18 protein-coding genes are annotated in these 20,431 nt (G+C 47.1%); all 18 read right to left on the bottom strand.

What is annotated here, in order from left to right; translation table 11 throughout:
• Positions 1-38: 38 nt before the first annotated feature.
• The gene (locus tag MKX34_RS00865) at positions 39-989 is read right to left on the bottom strand and encodes an ROK family glucokinase (RefSeq protein ID WP_036687097.1); all 951 of its coding nucleotides are present in this window, start codon (positions 987-989) and stop codon (positions 39-41) included.
• Positions 990-1,198: 209 nt separating this feature from the next.
• Complete coding sequence (locus MKX34_RS00860; RefSeq protein ID WP_076105203.1) at positions 1,199-2,458, bottom strand: DUF438 domain-containing protein; 1,260 nt, start codon at positions 2,456-2,458, stop codon at positions 1,199-1,201.
• 15 nt (positions 2,459-2,473) lie between these two features.
• Positions 2,474-2,698: a DUF1858 domain-containing protein gene (locus MKX34_RS00855; RefSeq protein WP_036687092.1), complete on the bottom strand. Its 225-nt coding sequence runs from the start codon at positions 2,696-2,698 to the stop codon at positions 2,474-2,476.
• A gap of 202 nt (positions 2,699-2,900) precedes the next feature.
• Positions 2,901-4,391: an altronate dehydratase family protein gene (locus tag MKX34_RS00850; protein ID WP_076297318.1), complete on the bottom strand. Its 1,491-nt coding sequence runs from the start codon at positions 4,389-4,391 to the stop codon at positions 2,901-2,903.
• A 33-nt stretch (positions 4,392-4,424) separates the two neighbouring features.
• A complete protein-coding gene (locus MKX34_RS00845; protein ID WP_076297212.1) occupies positions 4,425-5,894 on the bottom strand; it encodes a tagaturonate reductase in 1,470 nt (489 codons plus the stop codon).
• Positions 5,895-6,051: 157 nt separating this feature from the next.
• Positions 6,052-7,056, bottom strand: a complete 1,005-nt coding sequence (locus tag MKX34_RS00840; RefSeq protein ID WP_038568114.1) for a LacI family DNA-binding transcriptional regulator — start codon at positions 7,054-7,056, stop codon at positions 6,052-6,054.
• Between the two features lie 57 nt (positions 7,057-7,113).
• Positions 7,114-8,541, bottom strand: coding sequence for a glucuronate isomerase (gene uxaC, locus MKX34_RS00835; RefSeq protein WP_076297211.1), 1,428 nt, complete (start codon positions 8,539-8,541; stop codon positions 7,114-7,116).
• Between the two features lie 351 nt (positions 8,542-8,892).
• On the bottom strand, positions 8,893-9,846 hold the full coding sequence (gene trxB / locus MKX34_RS00830; protein ID WP_036687084.1) for a thioredoxin-disulfide reductase: 954 nt from the start codon (positions 9,844-9,846) through the stop codon (positions 8,893-8,895).
• A 151-nt stretch (positions 9,847-9,997) separates the two neighbouring features.
• The gene (locus tag MKX34_RS00825; RefSeq protein WP_051491491.1) at positions 9,998-11,737 is read right to left on the bottom strand and encodes a tetratricopeptide repeat protein; all 1,740 of its coding nucleotides are present in this window, start codon (positions 11,735-11,737) and stop codon (positions 9,998-10,000) included.
• A gap of 232 nt (positions 11,738-11,969) precedes the next feature.
• Positions 11,970-12,920: a ribose-phosphate pyrophosphokinase gene (locus tag MKX34_RS00820; RefSeq protein WP_036687083.1), complete on the bottom strand. Its 951-nt coding sequence runs from the start codon at positions 12,918-12,920 to the stop codon at positions 11,970-11,972.
• 26 nt (positions 12,921-12,946) lie between these two features.
• The gene (gene hisJ, locus MKX34_RS00815) at positions 12,947-13,774 is read right to left on the bottom strand and encodes a histidinol-phosphatase HisJ (protein ID WP_076297210.1); all 828 of its coding nucleotides are present in this window, start codon (positions 13,772-13,774) and stop codon (positions 12,947-12,949) included.
• A gap of 13 nt (positions 13,775-13,787) precedes the next feature.
• The gene (hisIE, locus tag MKX34_RS00810; RefSeq protein ID WP_036687080.1) at positions 13,788-14,501 is read right to left on the bottom strand and encodes a bifunctional phosphoribosyl-AMP cyclohydrolase/phosphoribosyl-ATP diphosphatase HisIE; all 714 of its coding nucleotides are present in this window, start codon (positions 14,499-14,501) and stop codon (positions 13,788-13,790) included.
• Positions 14,498-15,256: an imidazole glycerol phosphate synthase subunit HisF gene (gene hisF / locus MKX34_RS00805; protein ID WP_076101059.1), complete on the bottom strand. Its 759-nt coding sequence runs from the start codon at positions 15,254-15,256 to the stop codon at positions 14,498-14,500. Before hisF ends, hisIE begins: the two co-directional genes overlap by 4 nt.
• 1,083 nt (positions 15,257-16,339) lie before the next feature.
• A complete protein-coding gene (gene hisA, locus MKX34_RS00800; protein ID WP_076297209.1) occupies positions 16,340-17,077 on the bottom strand; it encodes a 1-(5-phosphoribosyl)-5-[(5-phosphoribosylamino)methylideneamino]imidazole-4-carboxamide isomerase in 738 nt (245 codons plus the stop codon).
• A gap of 147 nt (positions 17,078-17,224) precedes the next feature.
• On the bottom strand, positions 17,225-17,842 hold the full coding sequence (hisH, locus tag MKX34_RS00795) for an imidazole glycerol phosphate synthase subunit HisH (RefSeq protein ID WP_038568103.1): 618 nt from the start codon (positions 17,840-17,842) through the stop codon (positions 17,225-17,227).
• 1 nt (position 17,843) lies between these two features.
• Positions 17,844-18,452, bottom strand: coding sequence for an imidazoleglycerol-phosphate dehydratase HisB (gene hisB, locus MKX34_RS00790; RefSeq protein ID WP_036687073.1), 609 nt, complete (start codon positions 18,450-18,452; stop codon positions 17,844-17,846).
• Positions 18,439-19,749, bottom strand: coding sequence for a histidinol dehydrogenase (hisD, locus tag MKX34_RS00785; RefSeq protein WP_036687064.1), 1,311 nt, complete (start codon positions 19,747-19,749; stop codon positions 18,439-18,441). The genes hisB and hisD overlap by 14 nt, the downstream gene beginning before the upstream one ends.
• 38 nt (positions 19,750-19,787) lie before the next feature.
• Entirely contained in the window at positions 19,788-20,426 is a 639-nt protein-coding gene (gene hisG, locus MKX34_RS00780; protein WP_036687062.1) for an ATP phosphoribosyltransferase, read from the bottom strand.
• Positions 20,427-20,431: the final 5 nt, after the last annotated feature.

Below are 20,431 nucleotides of genomic sequence, written 5' to 3'. Positions count from 1 at the left end.
CCCCTCCCTAGATTTAGTATATGAATACTTCCCGTCTTTTAAGAACGCAGCAAAAGGCCGGCAGCCCCAACAATACCTGCGTCATTGCCAAGCTCAGCTGGAATAATCGATACACCAGTTTGAAGCGGAGCCGGTGTCAATTTCGCAAACACACGACGAACCTCATCAAATAGAATATCTCCAGCCTTAGACACACCGCCGCCAACGATAAATACTTCAGGGTTAAGCACAGCCGCAACAGAAGCCATGGATTTACCCAGATAGTACGCTGCACGATTCACTATACGGATAGCTACTTCATCGCCAGCCTTAGCCGCATCAAAGACTTCTTTCGCAGCAATCTTCTCTACCATAGAGAGGGAAGTACGATCGCCACGAGCTACTGCATCATTAGCCATGCGGATAATACCTGTAGCGGAGGAAACGGTTTCCAGACAGCCCATGTTGCCACAGCCGCATTGAATAGCTTCCAGATCCGGCACTACTGTGATATGTCCAAGCTCACCAGCTAATCCCGCAAAACCTTGATAAATCTTTCCATTAATAATGATTCCGCCACCGACACCTGTTCCAAGCGTATAGCAGACACAGTTATCAACGCCACGTCCCGCACCACTCCAAGCTTCCCCCAGTGCAGCCACATTCGCATCATTGTCTATTTTGACAGGCTTGTTCCAACGATCTTCCAAAATGGAACGGATCGGCACATCTCTAAATCCTATGTTAGGCGCAAGGATGATGATTCCTTCACGAATATTTGTGAACCCGGCTACACCCGCTCCTACACCTGCAAGCTGATCCCAAGAGTACGGGGAATCCTCCACAATTTGGCGTACATACTTCTCGATATTATCGATAACAGTATCGACACCCTCTGCAGTTCCTGTAGGTCCCTCATAAGTATGTAGCAGGGTACCTTCAGCATTACAGATTCCAACCTTAATTGCAGTTCCACCCAAATCCACGCCAACGTAGATATTCTCAGACATGTAACAAGCCACCTTTTTTTATACTAAAATAGTTAATCCTAAGTACCAACTATAATAGAAGCCCTCTCTGTGGTCAAGGAAAGACAACACACCCGGGAATTCCTTATTTTAAGAGTATACTCTATTATATTCTAAAAAGACCCCCTTACGCCTAAGTAAGAGAGTCTCGTACCTATATTATTATCTGGAAAATAACCCAACGTACCGATTTATTCTGATAAAATGCGCTTTTGTCCCTCTAGTGCTCGGATTGGAGCGATATTCTGTGTGAACTCTAGCGTGCCCATATATTGGCCTGACTCGTCTCGTACAGCGAAGTAACGGATGTAGATAAACTTATCCTTGATGTTGATCCAGAAGTCTTCAGCATCCTTACGACCTGCCTTAAAGTCTTCCAAAAGCTTCTCTACCACATGAACACTTTGCGGGGGATGACAGTTCTGTACTGTACGGCCGATAACCGCTTTAGTTCGAGCAAAGATACGTTCCTTCCCGTGTGAAAAATATCGAACGACATCATTCTCGTCAATGAAGGTTAGATCTACAGGCAGATGGTTGAGTACGGTCTCGAGCTGATGCAGTGACAACAACCCTGTCTCAAAACGGATGAACCCGCCTTGCGGCGTCGCTCCTTCTGTTTCTTCCGGCACTGCGCCTTCCGGCTCTGCAGCCCGCTCAGGGATCCACTCCTGCTCTGGTGCCGTTAGGCAGAACCCGATCTCATCGCTCTCCCGGGCGATTTTGACCCATTCATCTTCCGTCAGTTTGTCCAGGGCCATGGGCAGTAGAATATTTTCTTCCTTAAAGATCATTTCGTTAACTTCCTTGATGATCTCCTCAAGCTGAACGCCTATTTCTGCTGCATTTCCGCTATAAGTGCTGAGCGCTGCTTTTGCCTCTTTAATCATACGGCGGATATTATCATCCACTCCCCACATTACCTTGGTTGGGCCATAAATGCCGTATTTTTCGAGGTATGGGAACAGCAGATTTTCTTTTCGGCTATAGTGCTTATCAAGATCCAGCAGCAAGCTAAGATCCTCCAACAACTTGAAGATCAATTCCTCACTATCGTTCTTTTGAAACTTTGTTGCGTGCAGATCCATGCGGAAGTTAACAAGTCTTTCGATCTCACGATTCTCCAATTTGAAGGTGTGTACTGGATGGCCTGGCTGCTCCTCGGGCTTAGACGAGCGGTGAATCTGCTCAATAGAGCCTTTAAAGATGGCTGTATGCACCGAACAAAGACGTTGGACCTCGGATACCGGAATTCCTTCTTCGGTCATTAATGAATGCTCCATCGCGGAAATCTCCGCTACGGTAACATCACCCACAGCTTCGGCGAACCGCGCCTTAACCTCTTCTACACTTTTGCCTGCATGCAGCTCTTTAATAATTTCCTTAAGCATAGCCTGGCGACGAGTCTGTTCCGGCACATCAACTTCACGGTTGTTAATTAGTTCGCTCATATTAACACTCCTTTATTAAATAATCTCGAAACCATGACGTTCAAAAGTTAGCTTCACGTGCTCGAGATCCATTTTCTTCAGCTTAATTCCTTTGGATAAGGTCATGAAACGGCCAGCGGTCTGCAGCATGCCAGGCTTGGCAATATCCTTAAAGCCCAGCTCTACCATAATCTCGATGACCTCCGGATGCCGTGATACCATCTCGAATATAGATTCATCCAAACTCAGCACTTTTTCCATTTGACTCTTCTCCTTTATGTGAGAACTATTCTCAATAAAAGATTAGCACAGGCCGTAGAGGACCATTGTGATTGCAATCACTAATTCAAAAGAAAGCATTTATCGTTCTTTTAAGACGGATTATGTATGCTGTGAACCTAAAAAAACTGTCCCCTACGCTTAAAAAGCATAAGAGACAGCCTGATTTGTAATTAATTATTTATTATAGCGTTACTCCTGTTTTGAATATGGAAATCTCACGGAAATTATTCTTTTCATTATTAACCCATTCACCGCTGGCGACCGCAATAATATAGTTTATGAAGCTGCGCAGGACCTCATCTGGAGAACCATCTTCCACCAACACACCTGCATTAAAATCGATCCAGTGACGTTTACCTTCATACAATGGGGTATTGGTAGACACCTTCATCGTTGGCACGAATGTACCAAAAGGCGTTCCCCGTCCGGTCGTAAAGATCACCAATTGGCAGCCTGCAGCAGCCAGTGCAGAGGATGCCACAAGATCATTGCCAGGCGCGTTAAGGAGATTTAAGCCTTTGTTAGTGATAAGCTCTCCGTACTTGAGTACATCCATCACCGTAGAGTTACCGGATTTTTGAGTACAACCCAGCGATTTATCCTCAAGCGTAGTAATTCCTCCGGCTTTATTCCCTGGAGAAGGATTTTCATATACCGGCTGTTTATAGTCCATAAAATACTGCTTAAAGTCATTAATGAGATCGACAATTTTGTGGAAAATATTTTCGTCCGCAGCACGTTCCATTAGAATTTTTTCGGCACCAAACATTTCAGGCACTTCAGTCAGTACAGTGGTCCCGCCTTGAGCAGCCATATAATCAGACAGACGTCCAAGGAGCGGATTCGCAGTAATACCGGATAAACCGTCGGAGCCTCCACATTTCAGACCGATCTTCAGCTCGGAGAGTGATACTTCTTCCCGTTGATCGCCTTGTACATTATTGTAGATTTCCTTCAGCAGCTTCACGCCTTCTTCAATCTCATTCCCAACCTCTTGGGAGACAAGGAAACGCACACGATCCTCATCATAGCTGCCAAGCATATCTTTAAAAATATGCAAATTGTTATTCTCACAGCCCAATCCGAGCACAAGCACGCCGCCCGCATTCGGGTGTTTAACCGCGTTAGCCAGAATCGTTCGCGTATTGTCATGATCATCGCCCAGCTGGGAGCAACCGTAATTATGCTTAAGCACGAGCACGTTATCGAAAGGTGCGATATCCCCAACCTCTGCTTTGAAAATATTGATGATCTGCTCCGCCACTCCATTCACACAACCAACAGTAGGGACGATCCACAGCTCATTGCGGATACCTACAGTTCCATCAAAGCGGCGATATCCCTTAAAGGTCAAATTCTCCGCTGCAAAAGGATTCGGCGTCAGCTTCTGCTCAAAGGTATATTCCTCTACCCCTGTTAGGTTTGTCTTAGTGTTATGGGTATGCACCCACTGCCCCGGCGCGATAGACGCTATAGCATGACCAATGGGGTAACCATATTTCAATACGTTTTCACCTTCGCTAATGCTGGATAGTGCAATTTTATGGCCTCTAGCGATATCTTCAGTAATTTTAATCTCTTTTGAACCAATCACAATGGTGTCGCCTGCTTTATAGTCTTTAAGTGCAACAGCGACATTATCAGCCTCATTAATCTGCAATACTTCTTTCATCGTCTTGATCATCTCATTGTCACCTCCAGGGTATTAGTTGTGTGCCGGTCTCTTCACGAACGCTTTTAAGGCTTGCTTCATGCCATTTTTCTCAATCGCAATCAGTCCTTCTGTCACCTTGTCAGTAAGTCCAGCCACTTCATTCAGATCACAGCCCCAGCGATTGGTTGCGGCAAGTACTTCGACGGCCAGTGCGCGCAGCCCGGTGTCTGTGCCATCCCACCCTCCCCATAAGGAGGCGAACCATTCCAAAATATCCGCATCATCAGCCAGTTGAATGTCTTCTTCCCCTCTGCGTCCTCTATAGAAGGCAATTAATGCGCTCAATGAGAAGACAAGCTTTTCAGGCAATTGTCCTTTGGCCTCTACATATCGCAGTAAAGAAGGCAGATCTCTTGTCTTAAACTTCGATATAGAATTGAGGGAAATGCTCATCAAGTAATGCTGCACATAAGGGTTCAGGAATCTTTCTAATACCGCGTCTGCAAAAGAATTCAATTCCTCTGCCGGCAGATCCAGCGTTGGAATAATCTCATCGTAGATTAAGGACTTCGCGTACGCCCCAACCTCTTCGTGCTCAATGGCCTCAGCAACCGTATCAATACCGTACAAATACGCTACTGGTGTCATAGCTGTATGAGCTCCGTTTAAAATCCTCACTTTACGAGTCCGATAAGGGGCCATATCATCCACCACCAACACATTAAGACCTGCTAGTTCAGCCGGGAACTCCTTTTTAATCCACTGTGGTCCTTCAATTACCCAAAGATGGAATTGCTCGCCGACAACGACCAGCTTATCCTCATAACCCAACTCTTCTGTAACCTCGGCAATGCTGTCTCTTGGATAACCGGGAACAATGCGGTCCACCAGACTGCAGCAGAAGGTATTAGCTTCATTCAACCAGTTCACAAAACCTTCTCCAAGATTCCACAGCTCAGCATATTTCAAAATAACCTTTTTGAGCTCATCACCATTCCGGTCAATCAGCTCACATGGAATGATGATAAAACCTTTAGAAGCATCCCCATTAAAAATTTGATAACGTTTGTACAATAAGGCCGTCAGCTTGCCCGGGAAACTACTCTGCGGCGTATCGGTTAACTTGTCGCCGGCTTCAAAAGCAATTCCCGCTTCAGTAGTATTAGACACGATAAAGCGCAGCTCAGGGTTCTCAGCCAGCTTCATATACTCCTCATGCTGTGAATAGGGATTAAGCGTCCGCGTAATACAATTAATTACCTCGTGCTCTTTTACAGCCGCTCCGTCTTTAATGCCTTGCAGATAAAGGGTATACAGCCCATTCTGATCATTTAGCATTTCCGCCAGTCCGTTAGCCAGCGGCTGTACAACAACCACTCCACCATTGAAATCCGTTTTTTGATTCATGGTATGAATCTGCCAATCTACAAAAGCGCGCATGAAATTGCCTTCGCCAAATTGTAGGACCTTCTCGGGATACTGCTTGTAAGCTGTCCAATTATCGCTATTTAATCTTTTCATATAAACGCCTCCTAATAGTAAATGCACACGATAAACTAATTAAACAAACTATATAAAATCATATTTATATTGATAATTAATTAAATATATGCACACGTGAAAATTTTAGATAGCAACCCTTTACGATAGTAAAGGATTAGGCTGCTATGCGCAGCCTCTACTTCTGCAACTTCCTGACTGATTCTCTGGCAATAAGCTCTGTCTCGATCGAGATCCGCCCGTCTTTTTCTGAGGGCTCCTTGACCAAGCTTAACAGCTGGCGAGCGCCTTGCTCACTAATCTTCTCAATAGGACGTTTGACCGTGGTGAGTGAAGGATTGGCAAAAAGTGAAAACCCAATGTCGTCAAAACCAACAACAGAGATATCATTTGGCACCTGCAGCCCTCGCTCAAACACACCTTTCATAGCCCCAATTGCCATATCATCATTGGAGCAAAATACAGCAGTTGGTGGTTTCTCGAGATCCAGTAGCTTGCCCATCGCCTCATATCCACTTTGCATATCATAATTACCACTTATCATGTAGTCATTACGAACAGGGATATTATGGTCAATCAAAGCTTTTATAAAGCCATCTCTGCGTTCCTGTGTGGATTTAAAGCCCTCGACACCTTCAATAATTGCAATGTCTTGATGCCCGTTTTCGATCAGGTATTTGCCTGCATTATAAGCACCTTCCCGGTCGTTCGAGATGATGTTGATAATGGAGCGGTCATCAATTTCCCGGTTCAGCACAACGATTGGAATGCCTTGCTGGACAACATGGTAAATGAATTTATTATCTGCTTCACTCTGGCTCATTAGAATAATTCCATCAAAACGTTTGCGATGAATAGAGGAATATTCCGCATAATCGTCGATCCCACGGATGAACAGATTGTACTCTACATCTATGACACTATTTACACCACGAATCGTGTCAGAGAAGAAACCCGAAGTTGTGCCGTTGGCAATACTCGTGAAGAACAGACCAATGGTATAGGATCGCTGCATCACAAGGCTTTTGGCATTGTAATTAGGGACGTAGCCCACTTGCGCAGCGATCTCGGCAATTTTTTTACGTGTGACCTCTTTAATTAGTGGACTATTGTTAAGTGCTCTCGATACAGTTGTATGCGATACATTCGCCAATTTGGCGATATCCTTGATTGTAGGTGCCATGGGTCAACCTTCCTTATCAAACGGGTTTGGCTCTTCCATGTAAGGATATCATAACGATTACCTAGTCACCAATGCCTGTTTCGAGAAATTAAAATAATGATCAGCGTTATTGTAACAGATGTTCTCAATCATACTGCCCAGTAACTCCATATCATCCGGGGCTTCTCCAGCCTCTACCCAAGAGCCTACCAGATCACACAAGATTCTTCTAAAGTACTCATGTCTGGTATACGATAAAAAGCTTCTGGAGTCTGTTAGCATCCCAACAAATTGGCTAAGTACGCCTAGATTAGCAAGTGTCTTCATCTGTTCCAGCATGCCGTCTTTATTATCGTTGTACCACCATGCGGTTCCGAATTGAATCTTCCCTGGAATACCGCCGCCCTGGAAGCTGCCCATTAAACTGGCAATAACATGATTATCATTAGGGTTCAGTGAGTACAAAATGGTCTTAGGCAATGCATTCTCACGATCCAGCGCATCGAGCAGACCCGCCAAAGGCTTAGCAATCACGCCGTCATTGATGGAATCATAACCCGTGTCAGGTCCGAGACGTCCGAACATTACGCTGTTGTTATTCCGAAGCGCATGAATATGGAATTGCATCGCCCAATCCAGCTCGTTGTACAATTTGCCGAGGAATACTAGCGTGAATCCTTTATATTTCTTTTCTTCACTCTCACTTACAGTGCCTTCATGAAGTGCTTTAGCGAATATAGCTGTAGCTTCCTCCAAGGTAGTTGGCTCAAACATTACCGCATCCAAAGCATGGTCAGATACACGGCCGGCTCTCGCGTGGAAGAATCTCACTCTGCTCTCCAATGCTGCAAGAAACTGTCCGTAATTCTCAACAGCCATTCCCGAAACTTCGCTTAGCTGGGCTACCCACGGCTGGAAGGTTGGACGGTTGATTTCAAGCGCTTTATCTGGCCGGAATCCCGGCACAACGCTAGCATTGAACCCACTCACATTACTGATTTTCTCATGATATTCCAGATTATCTACAGGATCATCGGTAGTACAAACCGTAGTCACCTTCGATTTAATGATCAAATCTCTTGCTCCGAATCCTTCACTTTGTAGCTGTCTATTCACTTCATCCCAAATTTTTGGTGCGTTAGCTTCATTCAGCAACTCATATACACCGAAGAAACGTTGCAGCTCCAGATGCGTCCAATGGTATAGCGGATTCCCGATAATCATCGGAACCGTTTTAGCCCAGGCCATAAATTTATCATAATCACTGGCATCGCCAGTAATGAATTTCTCTTCTATACCGTTAGCGCGCATCACTCTCCATTTATAATGGTCGCCATACAGCCAAGCTTCGGTAATATTGTTGAACGTTTTGTTCTCATAAATTTCTTTTGGACTGAGGTGGCAATGATAATCGATAATGGGCATGTCTTTCGCATGATTATGAAACAGCTTAATTGCGGTCTCGCTCGACAATAGAAAGTTCTCATCCATGAATTTTTTACTCATGAGGTTTGCTGCTCTCCTTTAAGTTCGAATGGGAGTTACACAAAGTTTAACGTGAACATTAATTTAATCAGTTGATTTCCCAATAAATATTTTAAACTTAAAATCATTGCTTGTAATAGGTATTAATATAAATTGTTCACGTTAACATTATATCTTCATTGTAAACGTATTTTTAAAATGCGCAAGTCTTTTTATAAGGACATTGTTACAGTTATTTTAACTTCTGAGCGGTAATAAATAAACAACATATTTAATTTCCGGACACGGCCCCACCATTATAAAAAAAGCAGGCAACCTTTTAGAAAAAGGATAACCTGCTTATATGTCATCGGACTACGATTTCTCGCAAAATTAACTATCCAGTGTTTCGCTCCAGTCATGCACCATCGTGCCCTCTAGGTACTTCTCGGCATCCATTGCTGCCATACAGCCAGATCCCGCTGCAGAAATTGCCTGACGATAACGGGTATCCTGCACGTCGCCACAAGCGAATACGCCCGGGATGTTCGTTTCTGTCGTTCCAGGGTTGACCACAATGTAGCCGTTGGTATCGGTCGTAATTTGTCCCCCTAAAAATCCGGTGTTCGGCGTGTGCCCGATCGCGACAAACACTCCGTCCGCTTCGATGAGTTCATCAATTCCCGTCTCATTGTTGCGAACCGTCAGCCCTTTAACGCCAGACTCGTCGGTTGTAACCTCAAGCGGTGTACGGTTAAGAGCCCACGATACCTTACTGTTATCCCGTGCGCGAGCCTGCATAATCTTCGAAGCTCTAAGCTCATCACGACGGTGAACCAATGTTACATTGGAAGCGAATCGGGTTAAAAAGCTGGCTTCCTCCATCGCTGAATCTCCACCACCGACGACAATAATCTTTTTGCCACGGAAAAAGAATCCGTCACAAGTAGCACAAGTGCTGACCCCACGGCCCACATTCTCCTGCTCCCCGGGGATTCCTAAATATCTGGCAGATGCGCCGGTTGAGATGATCACTGACTCCGCTTCTAATACTCCCAATCCATCTACAGTCACTTTAAATGGACGCTGTGAAAAATCAACTGAATCCACCCAGCCATTCTTAAATTCAGCTCCAAAACGTTCAGCCTGCTTGCGCATGTTGTCCATTAAATCCGGGCCTAGAATTCCTTCAGGAAAGCCTGGGAAGTTCTCGACTTCTGTTGTCGTTGTCAGTTGTCCACCTGGTTGCATACCTTCAATCACAAGTGGGTTTAGGTTGGCACGTGCCAAATAAATTGCAGCAGTAAGCCCGGCTGGGCCTGTTCCGATTACAATCGTTTTGTACATAACAGTGGCCTCCTCACAATAGGGTTTATTTAGAAGAAACGGGCCCTTTTTTGGCATGCATAGCCGCCTTCGGTGCCCCTATAAGGAACATTAGCGTTTACGCAAGACATATAAAAAGGGCTCCGTTTCTACGAAATACTACATGATCGATTTAGATATTCTCGGTAAATGGCGGAAGACTGTCGCTCACACTTCCCTCGAAACTACATTCCTCATCTATGCGCCGAGCATAACGACTGACCATAGATACAGAAACATTGTAACGCTGAGCTACTTCACGGTAGGTGACCGGCAGGTTATGCGTTTTAGCAATTAGATATTCTAAGGCAGCACACCAGCCATTCGCATGACGGATAAACGGAATATCCGGATAAAGGCTGCTCAGAAATTGCTTCCAAAGTAATTCAGCATCTTTTTTGTGGATTGCATCATATCTTCGATCCATCATACTAAGGGTCTGATCGATAACTTTCTGCCAATCCTCTCTCCATTCCGGCAGTCCCTTCAGACGCGGGGAAGAGGTTTCTTTGACTTCCTGAAGCACATTCTCTTCAGGAACACTTCCAATCAGCCGCTGCAGACTAAGAAGTGCCGCTTCTTGCAGCTTTTCTTCCTGCAAGGGCTGCTGCTTCAGAAGTCCTTGCAGAATTTCGGACATCTCTTCATCTTCAATCCACCGCAGAGCTTCTGTAACCTGAAGCTTCGTATTGGCATCCCCGTAGCGGAGCGCCCAGAAGAAGGAAGAGCGAAGCAGCGGATTGTTCCGTACCTCTTCGGTAAAGCTGCCCTTGTTGTCCTTCCACAGCTTCAGCTGCTCCTGAAAAGGAAGCTGATAGTTGTAGCTGACCAGCGACAGCGTTTTGCCTTCCCCCTGCGCCTGCTGCAGCTGAGCTAGAAAAAATCTCGGCACAGCCGATTCCGGATCGAGCTTAGCCGCCTTCTGCCAGCAGCGCTGGGCTTCTGTATACAGGCCACTATTGCTGGCAGCAGCCGCACAATAATGATAGAGACTGGCGTCGCCACCGACCTCTTCATCCTTCAACAGACGTCTAAAATGGCCATAGGCGGTTCTATGGCGTCCCAGAATCCCCATGGTGGTGGCCATTTTGAACAGATGCTCCTGATGAAACGGAATAGTGGTCTCCAGAAGGCGTAACAATCCATCCAGTTGCCCGCGGTCGCCTTCATACTGAAGGAAGATCGCTAAGTTACAGAGTGCATGCAAATTCCCGGAGTCCTGCTCCAGCACCCGCATAATACATTCCTTAGCTTTGGTAAAACGACCCATGTAAAAATACGCTAGGGCTAGGTTGTTATGTGCCGCCAGGAAGTCAGGCGTATTGCTCACAATCTCTTCAAGCAAAGTGACGGCTTGTGTAAACTTGCCCTCCTCCAACAGTGCTCGGGCTCGCTCATGCTCTATTACACCTTCCCGGCTTCTAATCCGGATAAGTGGAGCAGGACGGTCCAGCTCATATTGCAGCAGCTCCATCAATTCTTCCGATTCGGCCAGAAATTCACCGTTCACATCTTCTTCGAGATAAGTGACGAGTGAGCGTTCTGCCTCCTCATAGCTTTCCATATTGGCGAAGTTGTTAGCCATATAGAAATAACATTCCGTCATTGCCGGATCAATATTCTCCAGTACATGGGTTAAAATGTCATTGGACGCTTCATAATTACCCATTTCTGATAATACGCCAGCCACGTTGCAATGATTGACCGGATTCTCCGGCTCGTACTCTACAGCTTTGCGAAAATTCTTTAATGCCTTATCATATTGAAAGCGATCCAAGGACCGAACGGCTCTTTCAAAGAAAAAATTGGCATTCAGAGTTACAGGAATCACATTATCATTCCCCAGTTCATACTCTGAAGTTCTCTCAATCATGGAAGCAAGGCACCTCCCTTATAAGAAGCTTCCTTATACTAACGAAAAATAGGAGGGCGGCGCCCTATGGGGTATGCCGGAGCTCCATCCTTAATCGCTATTCCGTTCCCTTATTGGGCGCGGGTATCTCCACACAGTATACCACATGTGACAGCGAGAATCTCAAGTTGAGAAAGACTCTACCACTCTGCTTACAACATCTTTTTTGACAAAAAATAAAAAAGACGGGGAATTAAATTCCCGCGTCTCTAAATAGCTTATCGATTGAACCACCCTCAAGGATGATGTGCGTAGCCTGGGCAAGCATCGGTGCAACAGATAATACCGTAAACCGACTTGAATGGTCATCAGGCAGTGCAATAGAATCTGTCGTAACCACTTCCTGAATAGAAGGATGGTCAAGCCGCTGTAGCGCGGGCCCTGAGAATAATCCGTGTGTCGCGCAGACAATACTGTCCTTCGCACCTCTCTCCTTCAGGCCTTCTACCACATTCACAATGGTCGTCCCAGTATCGATCAGATCCTCAATAATGATAGGTGTCCGTCCCTCGACATCACCAATGACATGAGTGATTACCGATTCATTATGGGCTGGGCGCTTCTTGATCATAATGGCAAAAGGTGAATCCAGCTTATTCGCCAGCTTCTCAGCCATAGACGCACGCCCTGCATCCGGGGAAACAATGACCAGATCAGACATTGCCTTGGCTTTCAAATGGCTGCTGATCAAATCGAGTGCAGTCAGATGATCGACCGGAATGTTGAAAAAGCCTTGAATCGCCGCTGCGTGCAAATCGATGGTGATTACGCGGGTTGCTCCAGCGGTCGTCAGCACATCAGCCACCATCTTAGCCGAGATCGGCTCACGAGGTGCGGACTTCCGCTCCTGCCGAGCGTACCCATAATACGGCACAATAATGTTCACTGTACGAGCCGATGCCCGTTTGGCAGCATCTATCATCACCAGCAGCTCCACGAACATCTCATTAATGGGATGCGAAAGGGATTGCACCAAAAATACGTCGCAGTTCCGGATGCTTTCTTCGTAATGCACGTAAATCTCGCCGCTCATGAAGCGGGTCAGCTTTATCTGCCCCAATTCAACACCAAGTCGCTCCGCAATATCAGCCGCTAACTTTGGATTCGACGAACCGGAAAAAATACGTAATTGTTGATGATGCATAATACCCTCCTGCGGATTATAAATTATTATAGTTTGAACTGAACAGTGGTACGGCGGCGTCCCTCAAATACAGCCAGCTCACGAAAACCAGTGTGCCAAAGCATGCTACGCGCCTCTTGCAGCCCGTCCCCCAGCTTGGCAGGATCATGTGCATCGGAGCCTAATGTCAGCGGTATGCCGAGCCTTAGGGCCTCCTGTAGCAGATGCTCTGCCGGGAACATCTCAGCGCAAGGCTTCGTAAGTCCGGAAGCATTCAGCTCCATGGTGATTCCACTATCCGCTATAACCTTTAAGGTCTCTAGCTCCAGCGCCTTCACCTCAGCCTTGCCCTCCGGTGTTTGTGGACCATAACCGAACCGTTTAATAACATCCATATGTCCTATAATATCATATAATCCCGATAACGCCGACTTCTTTACCGCATCGTAATAAAGACGATACACCTCTAGCGCATCTCTGCCTTCCCAACCATGAACCTGGCGGTGATCCGTAATATCCCACTCCCCAAGAAAATGCACAGAACCTATAAGATAATCCCATGGATACGGCGACAAAATCTCGCGGATTTGCTCTTCGTATCCTTCGATATAATCGGCTTCCAGCCCCACCCGCAGGTCTATGACTCCACGGTAACGCTCCTTTAGGGTCAGACATTCCTCCACATAACGAGGCAGCTCAGCCATTGGCATAGCCATTTCAGGATAATAGCTGGCGGGATCTACGTGGATGAGCGGCAAGTGGTCGGACAACCCCAGCTGCTGAAGTCCAAGCTCTATCCCGCGCTGCACATACTCCTCAAGCTTACCCACGGCATGGCCACAGCGTTCATGATGCGTGTGGTAATCAATATGCATCACTCAGTCCCCCTTAGTACTGATCCCGGCGTGGGCGTTCGTGACGGGTACTCAACTCTTCCATAATCTCATCCAGTGGAAGCTTACGTTCTTGCAGCAATACCAACAGATGATAGATCAGATCACTGACTTCAAGGCGCAGCTCGGCGTTATCTTTATTTTTGGCGGCAATAATGGTCTCGGAAGCTTCCTCGCCTACCTTTTTGAGGATCTTATCCACGCCTTTATCAAACAAATAAGTGGTATACGCGCCTTCCGGGCGTTCCACTTCCCGCTCAGCAATCACACGCTCCAGCTCACCAAGAACAGCAAAACGCTCACCATCTGTCAAACTAGACACTGGTTTCGAAGCATCTGTTGTTGGGTTATTCAAAGGAATCTCACGGAAAAAGCATGACGTAGCTCCAGTATGGCAAGCTGGTCCTTCAGGCACAACCTTCACGAGTAGTGTGTCGCTATCACAATCATAGGATATGGAGGTAATAGCTTGTGTGTTGCCTGAGGTTCCGCCTTTATGCCAAAGTTCGCTGCGTGAGCGGCTCCAAAACCAAGTCTGACCACTCTCCAGTGAAAGCTGTAATGATTCGGAGTTCATATAAGCAACCATCAGTACCTCTAAACTGCTAGCATCCTGAACAACCGTAGGCACCAGACCGGCTTCATTCCAGCGAATGCCTGCCAGAGCTTCTTTTTGGCTTATTGTTGTATTCTTTTGTGTTTCGCTCATCGGATTTCTACCCCTTTTTGCTTCAAATCTGCCTTTAAATCATTAATTGCAATCTCTTTATAGTGAAAAATGGTCGCCGCAAGTCCCGCATCGGCTTTCCCTTCCGTAAATACATCGTAAAAATGCTCCTTCTTCCCAGCGCCGCCAGAAGCAATCACAGGAATACTGAGCAAATCGCATACTGCCGAGGTTAGCTTCAGATCGAAGCCGTCTTTTGTGCCATCTGCATCCATGCTAGTGAGCAAAATCTCGCCTGCGCCCAGCTTCTCAGCTTCTTTAGCCCAAGCCAGAGCACGGATGCCAGTGGGCTTACGCCCGCCATGAGTGTACACTTCCCATTCACCAAAAGCCTCATTATATTTAGCATCTATCGCTACTACAATACACTGGGAGCCAAATCGGCGAGCACCCTCCAAAATTAACTGAGGATTAGTGATGGCTGCCGTATTAATGCCGATTTTGTCTGCGCCTGCACGAAGAATCCTTTTCATATCATCAGTTGTAGAGATCCCTCCACCCACTGTAAAAGGAATGGCAATCTCACCGGCGGTCTGCCGCACAACCTCGATCATCGTTGCTCTACCTTCTACGGAAGCCGATATATCTAGAAACACAAGCTCGTCTGCGCCCTCGCGGTCATACAGTGCCGCTAGCTCTACCGGATCTCCAGCATCACGCAGATTCACAAAGTTAACGCCTTTGACTACCCGTCCATCCTTAACGTCAAGACAAGGGATGATACGTTTTGCTAACATTATGAAATCCCCCTTTCTTTAAAAAGCGTTTCAAACGCCTAAAGTGTGTCGGTCCCCCTAAAGCTCTCTTAGCCCAGGGGGAGCCCAAGGGCCGCTGCCCTCTGGTAACCTTGATTGTTGACATGGGCGGATCATAACCCATCCGGCTGAACCATAGCCCACACGGCTGAACATGTGCTATGATCGCTAACCCCTTCGTGGCCGCTTCCTTGACCCATAACACCTTCAAGTTCCGCGGTTTTGACCCTTATGTGGTCGGAAGAGCTCGCGCCACCTGCAAGCCCACGAGTATTTAGTTGCACAACGTGCAGTTATTTTATCAGCCTTTTTGCAAGCCACTCTTTTAACTGCATTTCGTACAACTAAATCTGAGGATGAGCTTATAAATCAACTCATCTCTGAGTTATAGCTGCACGAAATACAACTAAATTAGCTAATCAGCTCTAAATGTGAAAAATAGCTGTATAAAGTACACTTAAATCATCATCCGAGGAAAAATACCCTTCCCGCCGCCTAATTACGCCTATTGTAGCAGATTGTGCAGCGGGTTTTAGCTAGGGGGTAACCTCCATCTTCACAGGTATTAAAATTTCACCGTATCCCTCGTTGAAACAGCGCCCAAGTCGTTACGCCATTCGTAATGAGATTTTTGCAAAGTGAAACACATTAGCTAGTTGGGTTTGTTGCTTTATTGGTCAGCTGGTTTGTTTTAGCTCTTTTGTTGCTTTGTTGGTTTGTTGTTAAGCCCATTTGCTGGTTTACTTGTTTGGTCGTTTGTTCGTTTGGTCGTTTAAACTTTTGCTAGTTTGCTTCTCTGGGCGTTCATTTAATTATTATTAGTTACTCATTTACTGTTACGTCTATTTCTTTTATCCACTGCTCATTGGATTGCTCAACTGTTGTCTTTTTGTTCATTCGCTCGTCTATTAATTAGTTTGGTCATTGGTGATTTGCTACTTTATTCATTACACCTATTTCTTTAACCCACTGTTGGTTCTGTCTATTTCATTGATCCACTATTCCTTGGCTAACCCATGTCGTCTTTTTGTTCATCCGCTCATGAATTAGCGCGTTCGCCCAACGCTACTTCTGCCCAAGCGCTCGCAAAGCTTCAGAAAGATCAATATTGCCCGTGTATAACGCCTTGCCAACAATAGCTCCACCCACACCGCTGCCGCTGTGCACGTTCAGACGCAACAGATCATCAAGACTGGTGACTCCGCCGGAGGCGATCACTGTTTTACCGCTGGCTTGCGCCATGGACAGGATACCATCCACGTTCGGCCCCTGCATCATCCCGTCACGGGAGATGTCGGTGTAAATGAACGTCTCGGCTCCTTTTGCCGCCAATTCTTTGGCAAGAGCTTCAGCACGAACTTCGGAAGTGTTCAGCCAGCCGTGTGTAGCAACATAACCGTTGCGCGCATCAATGCCGATCGCTACTTTATCGCCGTATTTTGCCAATACCTCTTCGGTAAAAGTATGATCGTTAATCGCAGCAGTACCAATAATAACGCGGCTAACGCCAAGTCCGAGCAATTTCTCTACGTCCGCAAGATTGCGAAGACCGCCGCCCACCTGCACAGGAACGTTAGCATTAGCAGCAATAGCACCGATGATTGCATCGTTCACAGGATGACCTGCTTTCGCACCATCTAAGTCCACCAAATGAATGAACTTTCCACCTTGCTCTTCCCATGATTTTGCCACCTTTAGTGGACTATCATTGTATATCGTTTCCTGATTGTAATCCCCCTGCTGCAGCCTGACGCATTTTCCATCCCGGATATCAATCGCCGGATATACAATAAAAGAAGACATTTGGCGCTCCCCACTTTCGTTACATTATATTTATAGCGTGGCTTACGCCCGCTCTCTCTTAATCTTCAAGTATAAACGCCTTCGTCGTCCTTATAAGGACAGTAAGCGTTTAAGCGAGAAATATAAGGATAAAGTGTATTGTGAAACTTATACTTTCTTATATTTCAAAAAATTACCCAACAGCTTGATTCCCAGCTCTCCGCTTTTTTCCGGATGGAACTGCATACCGAACACATTATCTTGCCCGACAATAGCCGTGACTGGGTAACCATAATCTGTGACAGCCAGCAGATCACTCTCTTTTGCTACAAGCGCGTGATAAGAGTGGACAAAATACACATGCCCCTCCTCAAGGCCAACAAAAAGCGGATTCTCCGGCTGTCTAAAGCTGAGCTTGTTCCACCCCATATGCGGCACCTTATAGCCATCTCTAGGAGCGAACCGCACCACTGAACCCGAGAGAATATCTAGCCCCTCATGGCTGCCATGCTCTTCACCGGTGCTAAACAACAGCTGCATGCCAAGACAGATCCCAAGCAGAGGCTGCTCTCCAGCGGCTACCTGTTTGACGACAAGATCCAAACCATTCTCCCGCAGATGCCCCATCGCATCGCCAAATGCACCGACACCTGGCAGAATGACACTATCAGCAGCGAGAATTTGCTCGGCATCACCCGTCACTACACACTCATAACCGAGACGTTCTACCGCCTTGCTCACACTGTGCAGGTTGCCCATGCCATAATCGACGATTGCAACAGTCATCCTACAGCACTCCCTTCGTAGAAGGCACACCCTTCACACGTGGATCAATCAAAGTTGCCTCATCCAGCGCCCGTCCAAGCGCTTTGAATACAGCCTCAATCATGTGATGAGTGTTAGAACCGTAGTGTACGATAACATGCAACGTAATCCGTGCTTCGAGCGCGAACTTCCACAGGAACTCCTGAACAAGCTCCGTCGAAAAGCTGCCTACCTGCTGTGAAGGATAGGTTGCACGATATTCAAAGTGCGGGCGATTGCTGATATCGATCACAACCTGCGCCAAAGCTTCATCCATCGGTACAAAAACACTCGCATAACGTTTGATTCCTTTTTTATCACCCAGTGCTTCGTGCAGCGCCTGCCCTAGGCAGATCCCAATGTCTTCAACCGTGTGGTGGTCATCAATCTCGATGTCTCCACGCGCCTGTACAGACAGGTCAAATTGTCCGTGCTTCGTGAACAGATCCAACATATGATTCAGAAAAGGAACATCCGTCTCCAGCTCTGAAACTCCACTTCCATCTACATTAAGAGACAACTTTATATCCGTCTCGTTTGTTTTGCGGCTTAATCCAGCTTGGCGCAAGGCCTGTTCGTTATTGTTCTCCATATCCGTCTCCACCTTTTCCTTCGTTCTTGAGTCGAATCTCAATGGCTCGTGCGTGGCCTTCTAACCCTTCGCGGCGTGCCAGCTCTATAATGGTCTTCCCATCACGCAAGAGTGCTTCCTTACTGTAATAGATCAGACTTGATTTTTTAATAAAATCATCCACATCCACTGGTGACGAGAAACGTGCGGTCCCATTGGTTGGGATAATATGATTTGGCCCGGCAAAATAATCACCCACGGGCTCAGAGCTATACGCTCCCAGGAAGATGGCTCCAGCATTCTCAATGCTGCCTACGAGGCCCATAGGATCTTCGACAACAATCTCCAGATGTTCTGGTGCCAGTCTATTCACTACGGAGATCCCTTCCTCCATAGATTCCACAACAATGATCGCGCCGTAATTCTCTACGGAAGAACGGGCGATCGCCTGACGCGGCAGTTCTTGCAGCTGACGCTCCACTTCGGCCGCCACGCTATCCGCCAGGCTCTGCGATGGCGTGACCAGAATCGCCGAGGCCATCTCGTCATGCTCGGCCTGCGAGAGCAGATCCGCTGCGACATAGGCCGGCTCAGCGGTCTCATCTGCCAGCACGACAATTTCGCTGGGACCCGCGATACTGTCGATATCCACGGCGCCATATACCTCGCGTTTAGCCAGCGCAACGTATATGTTGCCGGGCCCACATATTTTATCTACCGGCGCTATGCTCTCCGTACCAAAAGCCAAAGCAGCTACCGCCTGTGCTCCGCCCACACGGTAGATTTCATTAACACCTGCTTCTGCAGCAGCAACCAGGATGTAAGGGTCAATCCCTTCTTTGCCGCCGGTGGATGGCGGAGTCACCATGACGATCTCCGGCACACCCGCGATCTGAGCTGGGATCACGTTCATCAGCACCGAGGAGGGATAAGCTGCTTTGCCACCAGGTACATATACCCCTACCCGCTTCAGCGGACGAATAATCTGCCCCAAGATCGTGCCATCCGGCTGCAAGTCCATCCATGAATTCCGTTTCTGTCTGGCATGGAACGCCCGGATATTGGCTGCAGCCGCTTGAATAGCGGATACGAAAGATTGCTCTACTCGGCCATATGCTGCCTGAAGCTCTTCCGGGGTTACCCGCAGCTGATTCGGCGTAAGTACGACCCGGTCAAATTGCTCCGTATAGCGAAGAAGCGCCGTGTCTCCTTCTTTTTTAATGGCGGCCACAATTTCCTTTACCGCCTGATTTTGCTCTGGCGTACCATACTCCACTTCCCGCTCTAGCTTAAAGTCCTTGCTCGACACAACCTTCATCGCTGGTTCCTCCCTTTACCCCTAACATCTGTTGCCGCCTACCGCAAATTAGGTTGCCCTATAACTGCCTGTAGTCGGTCACACAGTTGCTGTATCTCTTCATTTTTCATCCGATAGCTCACACGATTCGCCACCAGGCGGCTTGTAATTTCGAATATACTCTTCATTTCGATTAATCCGTTGTCCCGCAGCGTTTGCCCGGTCTCTACCATATCCACGATACGATCGGCCAGACCAATCAGTGGTGCAAGCTCGATGGATCCATTCAGCTTCACGACCTCGACCTGTTGGCCCTGCTCCCTAAAATACCTTGAAGCTACATTCGGATATTTTGTCGCTACACGCTGCTGAATCCCCGGCTGCCAGTTCGGCAATCCGATGATAGACATCCGGCAGCGGGCAATGCCAAGATCAAGCAGCTCGTATACATCACGATCTTCCTCCAGCAAAACATCCTTGCCCACGATCCCAATATCCGCCACGCCATATTCTACATATGTAGGTACATCTACTGGTTTCGCCAATATAAACTCCATCCCTGCCTCAGGCAGCGGAATAACAAGCTTGCGTGATGCCTCACCGTCCGGTGGAATCGGAAGACCTGCCTGGCGGAACAGCTCAGCAGCCTTTTCGTAAATCCGGCCTTTTGGCATAGCCACCTTCAATATCTGTGCCATTGTTA

This window comes from Paenibacillus sp. FSL R5-0636 (assembly GCF_037974255.1).
Lineage (GTDB): Bacteria > Bacillota > Bacilli > Paenibacillales > Paenibacillaceae > Paenibacillus_AQ > Paenibacillus_AQ odorifer.
This window is presented reverse-complemented; position numbering and strand designations above follow the sequence as displayed.

Coding starts and splice junctions, on each gene's coding strand:
- hisD (WP_036687064.1), bottom strand. CDS start 19,749: ATGAAGGTTGTGTCGAGCAAGGACTTTAAGCTAGAGCGGGAAGTGGAG.
- uxaC (WP_076297211.1), bottom strand. CDS start 8,541: ATGAGTAAAAAATTCATGGATGAGAACTTTCTATTGTCGAGCGAGACC.
- hisH (WP_038568103.1), bottom strand. CDS start 17,842: ATGACTGTTGCAATCGTCGATTATGGCATGGGCAACCTGCACAGTGTG.
- MKX34_RS00840 (WP_038568114.1), bottom strand. CDS start 7,056: ATGGCACCTACAATCAAGGATATCGCCAAATTGGCGAATGTATCGCAT.
- hisIE (WP_036687080.1), bottom strand. CDS start 14,501: ATGAGCGAAACACAAAAGAATACAACAATAAGCCAAAAAGAAGCTCTG.
- trxB (WP_036687084.1), bottom strand. CDS start 9,846: ATGTACAAAACGATTGTAATCGGAACAGGCCCAGCCGGGCTTACTGCT.
- hisJ (WP_076297210.1), bottom strand. CDS start 13,774: ATGCATATTGATTACCACACGCATCATGAACGCTGTGGCCATGCCGTG.
- MKX34_RS00850 (WP_076297318.1), bottom strand. CDS start 4,391: ATGAAAGAAGTATTGCAGATTAATGAGGCTGATAATGTCGCTGTTGCA.
- hisA (WP_076297209.1), bottom strand. CDS start 17,077: ATGTCTTCTTTTATTGTATATCCGGCGATTGATATCCGGGATGGAAAA.
- hisG (WP_036687062.1), bottom strand. CDS start 20,426: ATGGCACAGATATTGAAGGTGGCTATGCCAAAAGGCCGGATTTACGAA.
- hisB (WP_036687073.1), bottom strand. CDS start 18,452: ATGGAGAACAATAACGAACAGGCCTTGCGCCAAGCTGGATTAAGCCGC.
- MKX34_RS00845 (WP_076297212.1), bottom strand. CDS start 5,894: ATGAAAAGATTAAATAGCGATAATTGGACAGCTTACAAGCAGTATCCC.
- MKX34_RS00865 (WP_036687097.1), bottom strand. CDS start 989: ATGTCTGAGAATATCTACGTTGGCGTGGATTTGGGTGGAACTGCAATT.
- MKX34_RS00855 (WP_036687092.1), bottom strand. CDS start 2,698: ATGGAAAAAGTGCTGAGTTTGGATGAATCTATATTCGAGATGGTATCA.
- MKX34_RS00860 (WP_076105203.1), bottom strand. CDS start 2,458: ATGAGCGAACTAATTAACAACCGTGAAGTTGATGTGCCGGAACAGACT.
- MKX34_RS00825 (WP_051491491.1), bottom strand. CDS start 11,737: ATGATTGAGAGAACTTCAGAGTATGAACTGGGGAATGATAATGTGATT.
- MKX34_RS00820 (WP_036687083.1), bottom strand. CDS start 12,920: ATGCATCATCAACAATTACGTATTTTTTCCGGTTCGTCGAATCCAAAG.
- hisF (WP_076101059.1), bottom strand. CDS start 15,256: ATGTTAGCAAAACGTATCATCCCTTGTCTTGACGTTAAGGATGGACGG.